This is a genomic window from Frateuria defendens, from assembly GCF_001182895.1.
In the GTDB taxonomy this organism is placed as follows: domain Bacteria; phylum Pseudomonadota; class Gammaproteobacteria; order Xanthomonadales; family Rhodanobacteraceae; genus Frateuria_B; species Frateuria_B defendens.
This window is the reverse complement of the sequence record NZ_LFQR01000042.1, coordinates 1-13,420: the sequence shown is the minus strand read 5'-3', so window position 1 is coordinate 13,420 and position 13,420 is coordinate 1. Positions and strand designations below refer to the sequence as shown.

At 66.4% G+C, this 13,420-nt stretch carries 9 protein-coding genes and 1 tRNA gene; 9 read left to right on the top strand and 1 reads right to left on the bottom strand.

Annotation, left to right across the window (positions count from 1 at the left end):
* Positions 1–66: 66 nt before the first annotated feature.
* The 9 genes from grxD (at position 67) to ACH65_RS06280 (ending at position 13,123) form a co-directional block, all read left to right on the top strand.
* Positions 67–393 (top strand): Grx4 family monothiol glutaredoxin, encoded by a 327-nt coding sequence (gene grxD, locus ACH65_RS06320; RefSeq protein WP_049621741.1) that lies wholly within the window; start codon positions 67–69, stop codon positions 391–393.
* Positions 390–1,157 carry an SDR family NAD(P)-dependent oxidoreductase gene (locus ACH65_RS06315; protein ID WP_049621740.1) on the top strand — a complete coding sequence of 256 codons (768 nt, stop codon included), beginning with the start codon at positions 390–392 and terminating at the stop codon, positions 1,155–1,157. Before grxD ends, ACH65_RS06315 begins: the two co-directional genes overlap by 4 nt.
* Before the next feature lie 57 nt (positions 1,158–1,214).
* Positions 1,215–1,811, top strand: coding sequence for a YhgN family NAAT transporter (locus ACH65_RS06310; RefSeq protein WP_049621852.1), 597 nt, complete (start codon positions 1,215–1,217; stop codon positions 1,809–1,811).
* A 90-nt stretch (positions 1,812–1,901) separates the two neighbouring features.
* Positions 1,902–3,617, top strand: a complete 1,716-nt coding sequence (olsF, locus tag ACH65_RS06305) for a bifunctional ornithine lipid synthase OlsF (protein ID WP_049621739.1) — start codon at positions 1,902–1,904, stop codon at positions 3,615–3,617.
* 503 nt (positions 3,618–4,120) lie between these two features.
* The gene (locus tag ACH65_RS06300; protein ID WP_049621738.1) at positions 4,121–6,568 is read left to right on the top strand and encodes a TonB-dependent receptor; all 2,448 of its coding nucleotides are present in this window, start codon (positions 4,121–4,123) and stop codon (positions 6,566–6,568) included.
* Positions 6,569–6,925: 357 nt separating this feature from the next.
* A complete protein-coding gene (locus tag ACH65_RS06295) occupies positions 6,926–10,192 on the top strand; it encodes a TonB-dependent receptor (protein WP_049621737.1) in 3,267 nt (1,088 codons plus the stop codon).
* 168 nt (positions 10,193–10,360) lie between these two features.
* Positions 10,361–11,770 carry a nucleotide 5'-monophosphate nucleosidase PpnN gene (ppnN, locus tag ACH65_RS06290; protein WP_049621736.1) on the top strand — a complete coding sequence of 470 codons (1,410 nt, stop codon included), beginning with the start codon at positions 10,361–10,363 and terminating at the stop codon, positions 11,768–11,770.
* A gap of 39 nt (positions 11,771–11,809) precedes the next feature.
* Positions 11,810–11,886, top strand: a tRNA-Asn gene (locus ACH65_RS06285).
* 133 nt (positions 11,887–12,019) lie between these two features.
* Entirely contained in the window at positions 12,020–13,123 is a 1,104-nt protein-coding gene (locus ACH65_RS06280; protein WP_049621735.1) for a site-specific integrase, read from the top strand.
* Here the strand turns inward: ACH65_RS06280 and ACH65_RS20765 are convergent.
* Positions 13,087–13,420: hypothetical protein (locus ACH65_RS20765; RefSeq protein ID WP_237561459.1), on the bottom strand; the 334-nt coding region annotated here is incomplete at its 5' end. The genes ACH65_RS06280 and ACH65_RS20765 overlap by 37 nt on opposite strands.

Sequence of the window (13,420 nt, the reverse complement as noted above, 5' to 3'; positions counted from 1 at the left end):
GGGGCGGGCCGGGGGCGCTGATACACTATTGCGTCCCGGCTGCATTGTAGTGATGAATTCCAAGTTATGGACGTCAACGAGCGAATCAAGGCGGTGCTGGTCGAGCATCCCGTCGTGCTCTTCATGAAGGGCACGCCGAAGTATCCGATGTGCGGCTTCTCCAGTCGCGCGGTGCAGGCGCTCGAGGAGGCCGGCGCGGACTACCACGCGGTGAACGTGCTGGCCGATCCGGAGGTGCGGGCCGCGCTGCCGCACTTCTCCAACTGGCCGACCTTCCCGCAGCTTTTCATCCAGGGCGAGTTGATCGGCGGCTGCGACGTGATCGAGGATCTGAACTCGGCCGGCGAGCTGGCGCGCATGGTCGCCGACGTGGCGAGCCAGGCGCACGGATGAGCCTTCCCCTCGTCCGACTGCCGCCGGGCTGGTCACCGGCGGCCGGGCTGCTGGCCGGTCGCGTGGTCCTGGTCACCGGCGCCTACGGCGGTCTCGGGCGCGCGGTGGCGCTGGCTGCGGCGCGGGCCGGCGCCACGGTGGTGCTGGCCGGCCGCCGCACGCGGCAGCTGGAGCAGCTCTACGACGCGATGCGCGCGGAGGGCCTGCCCGAGCCGGTGATCCATCCGCTCGACCTGGAACAGGCGACGCCGACCGACTACGCGGCGCTGGCCGACGGGTTGCAGCGCGAGCTTGGCCGGCTCGACGGCATCGTGCACGCGGCGGCCTGCTTCACCGGCCTGACGCCGCTCGCCATGCACAAGCCGGACGACTGGCTGCGCACCCTGCACGTCAACGTGTCGGCGCCGTTCGCGCTCACCCAGGCCTGCCTGCCGCTGTTGCAGCAGGGCGAGGGCGGCGCGGTGGTGTTCGTGCTCGACGATCCGGCCCTGCTCGCGCGGGCGCACTGGGGCGCCTACGGGGTCTCCAAGGCCGCGCTCGAACGCCTGGCGGAAACCCTGCATCAGGAGACCGAGCGCGGCCCGGTGCGCGTGCACGCGCTGCTGCCGGCGCCGATGCGCACTGCCCTGCGGCGCGAAGCCTATTTCGGCGAAGACACGCTGTTGCAGCCGTTGCCCGACGAGGCGGCTGCGGCCGCGCTCTACCTGCTCTCGGCCGCGGGCGCGGCGGCGCGCGGCGCGGCCCTCGATTTGCGGGCGGCTTGAGCCGATGATGCCGCCCATTCCCAACGCCACCACGGAACGCGCCTGATGGAAACGCAGATGACCACGCTGTCGGCGGGAATCCTGCTGTTCCTGATCATGGACCCGCTCGGCAACATCCCGCTCTTCCTCAGCCTGCTCAAGGACGTGCCGCCCAGCCGCCGCCGCCTGGTGATGGTGCGCGAGCTGGTGATCGCGCTGGGCGTGCTGCTGGTGTTCCTGATCGGCGGCCAGCACATCCTGCACCTGCTGCAGCTCAAGCAGGAGTCGATCAGCATCGCCGGCGGCATCGTGCTGTTTCTGATCGGCATCCGCATGGTGTTCCCCCCGGTCGAGGGCGGCATCTTCGGCAAGGCCGAGGGCGGCGAGCCCTTCATCGTGCCGATGGCGATCCCCGGCGTGGCCGGCCCCTCGGCGATGGCCGCGCTGTTGCTGCTGACCAACAGTTCGCCCGGCCGCACCGCGGACTGGGCGCTGGCGCTGCTGCTGGCGTGGCTGGCCACCTCGGTGATCCTGCTCAGCTCCACCTATCTCTTCCGCTGGCTGGGCGAGAGCGTGCTGACCGCGCTGGAGCGCGTGATGGGCATGCTGCTGATCGCGCTGTCGGTGCAGATGTTCATGGGCGGCGTGGAAGCCTTCCTGAAGGCGTCGCCCTGACCGGGCGGCCGTCGCAAGAATCTGCCGCAGTCATCACCCGGCTGTCATAATTGCCCACCAGCATGGACGGAGCATCAGGAGAAAGCGGTCATGCTTAGTGTCGAACAGACACTTGTCGAGCGCCTGCCGTGGCTGGCGCAACACCCGGTGATCCGCCGGCAGATGGCCGGCATGCTGGGGCGTCTGGCGGACGAGGCGGGCTTCAACCGCGCCTTCGGCCTGGCCAGCCGTTACGACGGCCTCGAGTTCGTGCGGCATGGACTCGACGTGCTCGGCGTCAGTTATCGCGTGAGCGAGTCCGAGCGCGAGAACATCCCGGTCGAGGGGCCGCTGCTGGTGGTGGCCAACCATCCGCTCGGCATCGTCGATGCGCTGGCGCTGATGGATCTGGTCGGTTCCGTGCGCCCGGACGTGCGCATCCTCGGCAACGACTGGCTGAACGCCCTCGAGCCGCTGCGCCGCCTGCTACTGCCGGTGGACGTGTTCGGCAAGGGCGCGGCCTCGCGCATGCGCAACCTCTACCGCGCGCTGGACAACGGCGAGGCGCTGGTGGTCTTCCCGGCGGGCGAGGTCTCGCGCATGCGGCCCGGCGGGGTACGCGACGGGGGCTGGTCCGACGGCTTCGCCCGGCTCGCGCTGCGCGGCAAGGTGCCGGTGCTGCCGGTGCATATCGCGGCGCGCAACTCGGCGATGTTCTACGGCCTGTCGATGCTGGCCAAGCCGCTCAGCACGGCCATGCTGCCACGCGAGGCGGCGACGCCGGCGACGCGGCGGATCGGCTTCTCGGTGGGCGCGCTGATCGGCGCGGAAGAGCTGGCTCAGCGCAGCGGCGGCTCCGCCGAGCAGGCGGCGAAGCTGATGCGCCGGCACGTCTACCGCGTCGGTCGCCGGCGCGGCCTGATCTTCGGCGGGCAGACGCCGCTGGCCCATCCCGAGCCGCCCGAACTCGTCGCCGCGGAACTGCTGGGGCGGGGCGAGAAGCTCGCGGACCTCAACGACGGCAAGCAGGCCATCCTGTACAAGGGCGCGGCCGACGGCCCGGTGCTGCGCGAGATCGGGCGCCTGCGCGAGCTCACCTTCCGCAAGGTGGGCGAGGGCACCAACACGCGCCGCGACCTGGACGCCTACGATCCGCATTACGAGCACCTGCTGCTGTGGGACCCGCAGCCGCAGCGCATCGTCGGTGCCTACCGCTTCGGCCATGGCGGACGGCTGATCGCCGAGCGCGGCATGGCGGGGCTCTACACCTCCAGCCTCTTCAGCTACTCGCCGGCGCTGGAATCGCGGCTGGCGCAGGGGCTGGAGCTGGGGCGCAGCTTCATCGCGCCGGCGTACTGGCGCTCGCGGGCGCTGGACCAGCTGTGGCAGGGCATCGGCCTGTACCTGCAGCGGCATCCGGAGATCCGCTACCTGTTCGGCCCGGTCAGCATGTCGGTGAGCCTGCCGCGCGAGGCGCGGGAGTGGATCGCCGCGGCCCACCAGCATTATTTCGGTGCCCCCGGCCTCGCCGCCGCGCGCCAGCCGTTCGTGGTGTCCGCCGACGTGCTGGAGCTGGTGCGCCAGTCGCTCGACGGGCTCGACCCGGCCGCGGGCCTGGGCAAGCTCAAGCATCACCTCGACGCGCTCGGCGTGAGCCTGCCGGTGCTCTATCGCCAGTACGTGGACCTGGTGCAGCCCGAGGGCGTGCAGTTCCTCGACTTCGGCGAGGACCCCGGCTTTTCCGGCTGCGTCGACGGCCTGGTGATGCTGGACCTGGGCATGCTCAAGCCGGCCAAGCGGGCGCGCTACCTCGGCAAGCCCGCCTAGGTTTCGGGCAGGCGGGTGTCCGCCTGCCTCCCATTGCGTTTTGCCCGATGAAGGTCGGCGTGCGGCCCTTGCCTTCGTGGGCGGTGGGGTTGTCATCCGTGATCCCTCTCGCAGCATGGCGCGATCGCTGCGGCCGCGCGCACCGCCTGGGCGGCCGCAGCGCCGCTCGCCGTGCAGCGATTTCCTGCCGCGCGGCACCTCTCGATGGCATTCGGCAGTGCGGCAAGAACATGCATATCCCGGCCTGCCAGGCCGGGCAGAAACGCAAACCGTGACTTTCCGCACTGCGGAATGAATGTGAAATTTGCGCTAGATTTGTCATGAAGTCGCGTTTAGAGTGACCGTCGGGTCATGCATCGATAGCGAACTTCGCCGCCCCGGCGACCGCGTAACGCGCACAGGGGAAAAGACAGCACATGCCTTCGCTGGCGAATTCGCCGGCAAGGCATGTATTTGCTTGGGAAAAGCGAAATCTCTTACGACAAGAATTTACGGGGATGCCAATGAAACGTAGTTATTTGCCGGCCATGATCATTCTGGCGCTGTGCGGCAGTGGCGCAGCGGTGGCGCAATCCGCCGACCAGGGGGCGACGCAGAAGGCGGCACCCCGTGCCAGCGTGTCCAGCACCTCCAACACCACCAGCTCCAACGACACCCGCCGCGCGCAGCAGCTGCAGGGCATGAGCGTGAGCGCCGATACGCTCAACCGCGGCGGCGGCTACATGACCGTGCAGGACGCGCCCAAGGCGGTGTCGACGGTGACCCGCGAGGCGATCCAGCAGGGCGCGCCCGGCGCCACCTTCGTGCAGGCGATCGAGAGCATCCCGGGCGTCAACGCGGCGACCGACGACGTCACCGGCCTGAACGACGGCAGCTACAGCATCCGCGGCTACACCAGCGACGAGATCGGCGCCACGGTCAACGGCGCGCCGATCAACGATAGCGGCAACTACAGGGTCTATTCCTCGGAGTACGGCGACACCGAGAACATGGGCGACATCACCGTCACCCAGGGCTACCCCGACTCCTCGATGCCGGTGATGGGCGCGGCCGGCGGCTCCATCGCCTGGGTCACCATCGATCCGTCGCACAAGGCCGGCGTGGATGCCACGCAGTCGTTCGGCAGCAACAGCTACCACCGAACCTTCGTGCGCCTGAACACCGGCGACACCGGGCCGGTGCGCTCCTGGCTCTCCTACTCGAACAACGAGGCCAACTTCTGGCGAGGCCAGGGCCACATGAAGATCAGCAAGGCCGACGCCAAGTCGGTGTGGACCATCGACGACCGCAACTCGATCTCGGCCTCCATCCAGTACAACCGCGAGTTCAAGAATTCCTACTACGGCCTGGGCAAGGCCGATGCGGCGCGCGACTACTTCCAGAGCTACTCGTCGAACCCGCACACCGCGACCGGCGCGATCAACACCAGCTACTGGAAGCTGCACACCAACCCGTTCAAGAGCTACCTGGCCAGCCTGGACGGCGAGTTCACGCTGAGCGACAGCCTGCACCTGTCGGTGGTGCCGTACTTCCAGTACGGCAGCGGCGGCGGCGGTTCGACCACCACTTTCACCGAGTCGGCCAACCCGGCCGACCAGTACAGGTTCAAGTACCTGGACCAGGATCTGAACGGCGACGGCGTGGTCGGCTGTACCCGGTCCGGCTGTGCGCCGGTCTATGCGCTGAGCTACTCCTACACTTACCGCCCGGGCGTGGTGGTCAAGTTCAACCAGGACCTGACCGACAACAACAGCCTCGAATACGGCGTGTGGTACGAGAAGCCCCGCCAGCAGCAGGGCCAGGCGTACTCGCCGATCGACCCCTCCAGCAGCGTGCCGGCCGACAACTGGGGCAGCGACTACGTGATCCGCTACCCCAACGGCGGCACCCAGAAGTCCTACGACCAGTACACCACCACCGACACGCGCAAGGGCTTCGTCACCGATACCTGGACGCCGACCGACAAGTGGACCTTCACCGCAAGCCTGGCCTATCTGTGGGTGAAGCGCAGCGGCTACATCATCGAGGCGCCGAGCTCGATCGGCCAGTACGGCAGCCAGGTCTCGGCCACCTACCACAAGGTCACGCCGACGGTGGGCGTGAAGTTCCAGCTGGACGAGAAGAACCAGTTCTACTTCGGCGGCGGCAAGACCTTCCGCGCGCCGATCAACGGCTCGCTCAACACCAGCATCCTCGGCGCCGGCAACCAGTCGGCGACCAAGCCCGAGTCCGCGATCACCGCCGACCTGGGCTGGCGCTTCTACGGCGAGCGCCTGTCGGCCAACGTGGACGTGTATGGCTCCAACTTCAACAACAAGCAGGTGTCCGGCTATGACCAGGCCACCGGCCTGACCGTGTACCAGGCGGTGCCCAAGGTGCACATGCGCGGCGTGAGCCTGGAGGGCGCCTACCAGATCTCCGACGACTGGAAGGTCTACGCCAACTACAACTACGTCCAGGCACGCCTGCAGACCAATCTGGAGGTCGCGGGCGAAGGCACGCAGATCGTCAACGGCAAGAAGGTGACGGTGCCGGGCATCTACAACACCCGCGGCAAGACGCTGTTCAACACGCCGCGCAACCTGGGCTTCGTCAGCGTGCAGTACAACCACGGGCCGCTGTGGGCGAGCTTGAACGCCAAGTACCGCGGCCCGGTGTGGGGCGACTGGTCGAACACCGAGAAGGTGGGCGGCTACACCACGCTCAACCTCAACACGGGCTGGAAGTTCCACGACTTCGGCGCGCTGACCAAGCCCTACGTGAAGTTCAACGTCTCCAACCTGCTCAACCGCAAGGCCTTCACCTTCGTGGGCAGCACGGGCACCTTCCTGTCGCCCGAGGGCGGCGCCACCTACGACTCGAACGGCAGCCAGCTGTACGCGGCCTCGCCGTACTACCAGGTGCTGCAGGACCGCACCTACATGGTCACCTTCGGCGCTTCGTTCTTCTAAGCACCTAGCCAGCCCGCAACCGCCTGCCCGCCCGGGCAGGGAGACCCCCGGCGCCCGTCGCCGGGGGTCTTTTTTTGGCCGGCTGCATCCCGCCGGGTAGGGGTCCGGCCGCGCGGATATGTCCCGGCACGGCCTCCCCGGACCGTGAGCTGCGACGCAGCAAAAAGTTGCGACACCTTGTCGCCAATAGTTACGAATTTGTAATAAGCTGCCGCTAAGCTGCGCGGACAATTTGCGAGGGCCAAGCCCTCCGTCCCGCACTAAACCAAGGGGAATCAGTTGCATGCGTTCCTGGTCGAGCCCGGTGCCGGGTGCTCGTTGCCGTTTTTATTTCCGAACTTGAGGGGTGGATGTTCAATGAAGAACCGTATTCACGCGAAACTGCTGCCGCTGGCCATCGCCACGCTGTTGGCCACGCCTGCGCTGGCACAGGACACTTCCTCGTCGATCAGCGGCCGCGTGCTGGACGCCGCCGGCAAGCCGGTGGCCGGCGCCACCGTGCAGATCGTGCATGAGCCCTCGGGCACCACCAAGATCACCACCACCGACGCCAGCGGCCGCTATTCCGCGCAGGGCCTGCGCGTGGGCGGCCCGTTCGACGTCACCGCCACCAAGGCCGGTGAAACCCAGGCCGTGCAGCACGAGGTCTACCTGCAGCTCGCCGCCGACACCGCGGTCAACCTCACCATGGGCGCGGCTGCCCAGCAGGCGGCGACCAACCTGGGCAGCATCACCGTGACCGGCAATGCCCAGCTGCAGACCTTCAATTCCGACAACAAGGGCCTGGCCACCAACGTCTCCGGCCGCGATCTGCGCCTGGCGCCGTCGCCGGGCCGCTCGATCCAGGACATCGTGCGCCTCGACCCGCGCATCGTGATCACCGATCGCGGCGACGGCTCGATCTCCGCCATGGGCCAGAACAGCCGCTACAACAAGATCAGCGTGGACGGCGTGGGCGTGGGCGATCCCTTCGGCCTGAACTCCAACGGCATGCCGTACATCGGCTCGCCTGTCTCGGTGGACACCATCGCCGAGTACAACATCTCCACCGCCAACTTCGACACCACCTCCGACACCGTCGGCGCCGACGTCAACGCGGTCACCAAGAGCGGCACCAACGAGTTCCACGGCTCGGTCTATTACGCCTACCGCAACGCCGGCAAGATGGTCGGCGACGCCGGCTGGTTGGACCGCAACCGCGAGTACCGCGGCTATGCCCGCGACTGGACCGGCGGCGCCACCGTCGGCGGTCCGATCGTCAAGGACAAGCTGTTCTTCTTCGTCAGCTACGAGAAGGAGAAGACCATTGGCCTGGGCAACGACTCGGCCAACGGCCTCGACTCGTCGCTGACCGGCGCCTCGACCAGCAACAAGATCTCGCCCAGCGACCTGCAGCGGATCATCACCGCGGCCAACAACCTCGGCCTGCATCCGGGCGACTTCAGCGGCGGCGGCGTGGACCTGGAGAGCAAGCGCTACCTGGCCAAGCTCGACTGGAACATCACCGATAACCACCGCGCCACCTTCAGCTACCAGCGCACGAAGGAAACCCAGCCGGTCGTGCAGGGCAACAGCAACAACGCCATCGGCCTGACCAGCTACTGGTACACCAAGAACAGCGACACCAAGAACTACTCGCTGCAGTTCTTCGACGACTGGAACGACGTGCTCTCCACCGAGACGAAGATCGGCTACAAGGACTTCTCGCAGGTGCGCACGGTGCCGTGGCAGCAGCCGCAGGTGTTCATCAACCTGGGCCGAGACAACACCGGCCGCCTCAACGGCGCGGGCCCGTTCGTGGACCTGGGCGAAGACCAGTTCAGCGACTACAACGCGATCGCCACCAAGACCTGGAGCCTGTTCTCGGCCGCCACGCTGTACCTGGGCGACCACACCGTGAAGGGCGGCATCGACTTCCAGCAGGACAAGATCTACAACCTGTTCGGCCGCACGCAGTTCGGCGCCTACACGTTCTGGGGCATCGACAACTTCGCCCGGGGCGTCTACAACCAGTACGACCTGTACCGCCCGGGCAACGGCTACGCGCTGGACGACGTGGCGGCCCAGTGGAAGCTGCGCCGCTACAGCGCCTTCCTGCAGGACACCTGGCAGGTCACCGACCAGCTCTCGCTGCAGTACGGCTTCCGCGTGAACCGCTATTCCACCAACGACAAGCCGGTCTACAACGCGACCTTCAACCAGGCCTACGGCTTCCGCAACGACAGCACGGTCAACGGCAGCTCGCTGGTCGAGCCGCGCCTGTCGTTCAACTACACCTTCAACAGCGAGCGCGCGATGCAGCTGCGCGGCGGCGTGGGCCTGTTCCAGTCCAACCCGCCGACGGTGTGGATGACCAACCCGTACCAGAACAACGGCCTGACGGTGGCGACCTACCAGGTGCGCAACCTCAACAATGCGCCGGTCGGTGCGGGCACCAACTTTCCGGCCTTCAGCCCCGACCCGTTCGGCCAGAACGTGCCGCCGCCGCGCACTACCCAGATGGCGGTGGACACCATCGATCCCGACTTCCAGCTGCCGTCGGTGTGGAAGTCGAGCCTGGCCTTCGACCGCGAGTTGCCGTGGCTCGGCATCGTCGGGTCGGTGGAATACGAGCACATCCAGGTGCGCAACGCGATCTGGTACCAGAACCTCAACATCGGCGCGCCGACCGGCGTGCTGCCCGACGGCCGCTACAGCTATTACCGCAACCCGTTCGGCGGCGTCACCGGCAACAACCCGCGCAACAATGCCGATCCACGCTTCTCGGTCAACTCCACACTGCTGACCAACACCAAGAAGGGCAGCTCGAACGCGCTGACCCTGTCGCTGAAGAAGCCCTTCGCCGACGAGTGGGCGGCCAGCCTGGGCGTGACCTTCGCCAACGCGAAGGAAGTGAACCCCGGCACCTCGAGCCAGGCCACGTCCAACTTCAGCAACAGCGTGTGGGTGAACCCGAACGAGAACGTGTCGAGCACGGCGAACTACGCCACCACGCGCCGCGTGAACGCCTCGATCGCCTGGTCGCATGCCTTCTTCGGCAACTACGCCACCACTGTCAGCGCGTTCTACAACGGCCAGACCGGCCAGCCGTACAGCTGGGTGTTCGGCAACGACGCCAACGGCGACAGCTACAGCCGCGACCTGGTCTACATCCCTCGCCCGGGTGACGTCGAGTTCCAGCGCGGCGTGTCGCAGACGGCCATCGACCAGTTCTACGACTACATCCAGCACGACGACTACCTGAAGCACCACCAGGGCCAGGTGGCCAAGCGCAACAAGGGCAAATCGGCCTGGACCAACCAGCTCGACCTCAGCTTCAGCCAGGAAGTGCCCGGCATCTTCAAGGGCAACAAGGGCGAGATCCGCCTGGACATCTACAACTTCCTCAACATGCTGGACAAGAACTGGGGGCAGCAGAGCTACGTGCCGTTCCCGTACACCCGCAACCTGGCGACCTACCAGGGCGTGAACCCGGTGACCGGCAAGTACATCTACGGCCTGCCGACCGATGCCGCCGGCAACTACCAGCCGGGCACCAAGGTGGTCTACGACGCGGGCCGCGACATCAAGACCAACGTGGTGTCGCGCTGGTCGGCGATGCTCACCCTGCGCTACACCTTCTGAGCCCCTGCGGGCAGCTCGCGAAGGAAATCGACCGGCGTCCGCGAGGGCGCCGGTTTTTTCTTGGCCCGGCGCGGGCGTGCTTGACCGCCTCGGGCAGGGCGCGGGAAGCTAGGCGACTGATTCGATGACGAACGACCCGGGCCGCGCGAGGCGGTCCAAGGAGACCCGATGAACAAGCATGGCGCCGGACAGGCCGGCGGCCGCACCGCCAGCGCGCGCATCTCGCCCGCCGGCGGGCTGGACATTCTTTCCCGCAACGAGGTGGTGCGCCTGCGCGATGCCAGCGGCTCGGGTCTGCACGGCCTGCTGCGCCGCTGCGCGCTGGCGGTGCTGACCTCGGGCAGCATCAACGACGACCCGCGCTCGATGTTCGAGCTGTACCCGGATTTCGACATCCAGGTGCTGCAGCAGGACCGCGGCATCAAGATCGAGCTGACCCACGCGCCCGCGCAGGCCTTCGTGGACGGGCAGATCATCCGCGGCATCAACGAGCTGCTGGTGGCGGTGGTGCGCGACATCGTCTACGTGGCCACCCAGCTCGAGCAGGGCAGCTTCGACCTGGCCGACTCGGTGGGCATCACCCATGCCGTGTTCGAGATCCTGCGCAACGCGCGCATCTTGAAGCCACAGGTCGACCCCAACCTGATCGTCTGCTGGGGTGGCCACTCGATCTCGCGCGACGAATACGAATACACCAAGCAGGTCGGCTACCAGCTCGGCCTGCGCGGCATGGACATCTGCACCGGCTGCGGCCCGGGCGCGATGAAGGGCCCGATGAAGGGCGCGACCATCGCCCATGCCAAGCAGCGCCACCCGCACAACCGCTACATCGGCATCACCGAGCCGGGCATCATCGCGGCCGAGTCGCCGAATCCGATCGTCAACCAGCTGGTGATCATGCCGGACATCGAGAAGCGCCTGGAGGCCTTCGTGCGCACCGGCCACGGCATCGTGGTGTTCCCGGGCGGCGTGGGCACGGCGGAGGAGATCCTCTACCTGCTCGGCATCCTGCTGCATCCGGACAACGAGGGCGTGCCGTTCCCGCTGGTCTTCACCGGCCCCAGCCAGTCGGCCGCCTATTTCGAGCAGATCGACCGGTTCCTGCGGCTCACGCTGGGCGAGGAAGTGGCGCAGTACTACCAGATCATCATCGAGGACCCGGCCGCGGTGGCGCGGGCGATGGTCCGCGGCGTGGAGAAGGTGCGCAACCATCGCCTGGATACCAAGGATGCGTTCTTCTTCAACTGGGCCTTGAACATCCCGTTCGCCTTCCAGCTGCCGTTCCGCCCGACCCACGCCGCGATGAGCGCGCTGGCGATCCACCCCGGCCGGCCGCGGCACGAACTCGCCGCGGACCTGCGCCGCGCCTTCTCGGGCATCGTGGCGGGCAACGTGAAGGAGGAGGGCGTGCGCGCGATCGAGCAGCACGGCCCCTTCGACATCGACGGCGACCCCGAGATCATGCGCGCCCTCGACGACCTGCTGCAGGCCTTCGTCGTGCAGCACCGCATGAAGCTGCCCGGCGGGACGGCCTACGTGCCGTGCTATCGCGTGCGGACCGAGGTTTCGGCCGCTTGACAGCCCGCGGCGTACTCAGCAAACTACGCAACTCACCCCGCCCGATTAGCTCAGCTGGTTAGAGCACTTGACTGTTAATCAGGGGGTCGTTGGTTCGAGTCCAACATCGGGCGCCATCTTTCAAAGGCCAGCAAATCATTGCTGGCCTTTGCTTTTCTGGCGACGGCAGAAATTTCAGCGCGTCAGCATTCGACTCTGTGATTTGCCCAAAGGTACAGTTTCGGTACACCGCCGATACTGGAGCACCTCATGGCAACGATTGTGCGAACACCTTCGGACACGTGGAAGGCCGTCATCCGCAAGCAGGGATGGCCGACCACGGCCAAGACTTTCCGCACCCAGCGCGACGCCAAGGACTGGGCACGCCGCACCGAGGACGAGATGGTGCGTGGCGTGTACATCGAGCGTGGCGCGTCGGAGCGCCTGACGCTGGCCGTCGCGCTGGAGCGCTACCTATCCGAAGTCACGCCGACCAAGAAGCCAGCCACCCAGCAGACCGAGATAGAGCGGGCGAAGCCGCTACGCGCCTTCTTCGGCAAGTATTCCCTCGCGGCCATCACGCCCGATCTGGTTGCGCGCTATCGAGACGAACGGCTGGTGACGCCGCTGCAGCCGGCAGCCAAGTCCAAGGGCGCGCCTCCCCGCCTACTGTCCGCTTCGACCGTACGCCTTGAACTTGCCTTGCTTGGCCACCTGTTCACGACGGCCATCCGGGAATGGCGGCTTGGCCTGGCGCAGAACCCGGTCGCGCTCGTGCGCAAGCCCAAGCCGGCCGAAGGGCGCAACAGGCGCTTGAGCGAGGCCGAGGAGCACGCGTTGATGGCTGCCGTGGACGCCCACTCAAACCCGATGCTGGAGTGGATCGTGCGCATCGCTGTGGAGACTGGCATGCGTTCCGGCGAGATTCTTGGGCTGCATCGCGCCCAGGTGGACATCAAGCGCCGCATCGTCCGGCTGTCGGACACCAAGAACGATTCCGCGCGCACGGTACCGCTGACCCGAGCTGCGACGAAGGTCTTCCAGGAGGTTCTTGCCTACTCGCTGCGGCCGCGCGACTGCAGCCTGTTGTTCTTCGGCGAACCGGGGCGCGATGGGCAACGCCACCCGTACAACTACAAGAAGGTGTGGAACGGCATCAAGAAGGACTTGGGCCTTGCCGACTTGCACTTCCACGACCTGCGCCATGAGGCGGTCAGCCGCTTGGTGGAGGCAGGCCTGAGCGACCAGGAGGTGTCGGCAATCAGTGGCCACAAGTCGATGCAGATGCTCAAGCGCTATACGCACCTGCGCGCCGAAGACCTCGTCGGAAAGCTGGATCAGGTGGTAAGGCGTGAGCGATTTACGACAACATGAGTGACGTTTGGTGGCGTAAAACTACCTGTGCGCCGTTCCGCTGTAACCACAACAGCACTGCCAGTGCTGTTGTGGTTACGTGGCATTAAGTTTGGACAAATTTGTTGTAATTCATGGCTTTCTAAGCTTGACAAAAACCAGCATATATAACCTTGGTTTTTGCGGTCGCTAATTTTCGTTGTGTTATGTTTTTTCGGCTGTTGACGTAGCTTCTTTCCGCAACACAGTCTTCTCGCCGCGTAATCAATGGCACGCGAGAGATGACTACCGAAGAATACTCCTGATTCCCCACGAGTC

What these genes read in the sequence shown, in the direction of transcription:
- grxD (WP_049621741.1), top strand. Translation starts at nt 67, where the DNA reads ATGGACGTCAACGAGCGAATCAAGGCGGTGCTGGTCGAGCATCCCGTC.
- ACH65_RS06315 (WP_049621740.1), top strand. Translation starts at nt 390, where the DNA reads ATGAGCCTTCCCCTCGTCCGACTGCCGCCGGGCTGGTCACCGGCGGCC.
- olsF (WP_049621739.1), top strand. Translation starts at nt 1,902, where the DNA reads ATGCTTAGTGTCGAACAGACACTTGTCGAGCGCCTGCCGTGGCTGGCG.
- ACH65_RS06300 (WP_049621738.1), top strand. Translation starts at nt 4,121, where the DNA reads ATGAAACGTAGTTATTTGCCGGCCATGATCATTCTGGCGCTGTGCGGC.
- ACH65_RS06295 (WP_049621737.1), top strand. Translation starts at nt 6,926, where the DNA reads ATGAAGAACCGTATTCACGCGAAACTGCTGCCGCTGGCCATCGCCACG.
- ppnN (WP_049621736.1), top strand. Translation starts at nt 10,361, where the DNA reads ATGAACAAGCATGGCGCCGGACAGGCCGGCGGCCGCACCGCCAGCGCG.
- ACH65_RS06280 (WP_049621735.1), top strand. Translation starts at nt 12,020, where the DNA reads ATGGCAACGATTGTGCGAACACCTTCGGACACGTGGAAGGCCGTCATC.
- ACH65_RS06310 (WP_049621852.1), top strand. Translation starts at nt 1,215, where the DNA reads ATGACCACGCTGTCGGCGGGAATCCTGCTGTTCCTGATCATGGACCCG.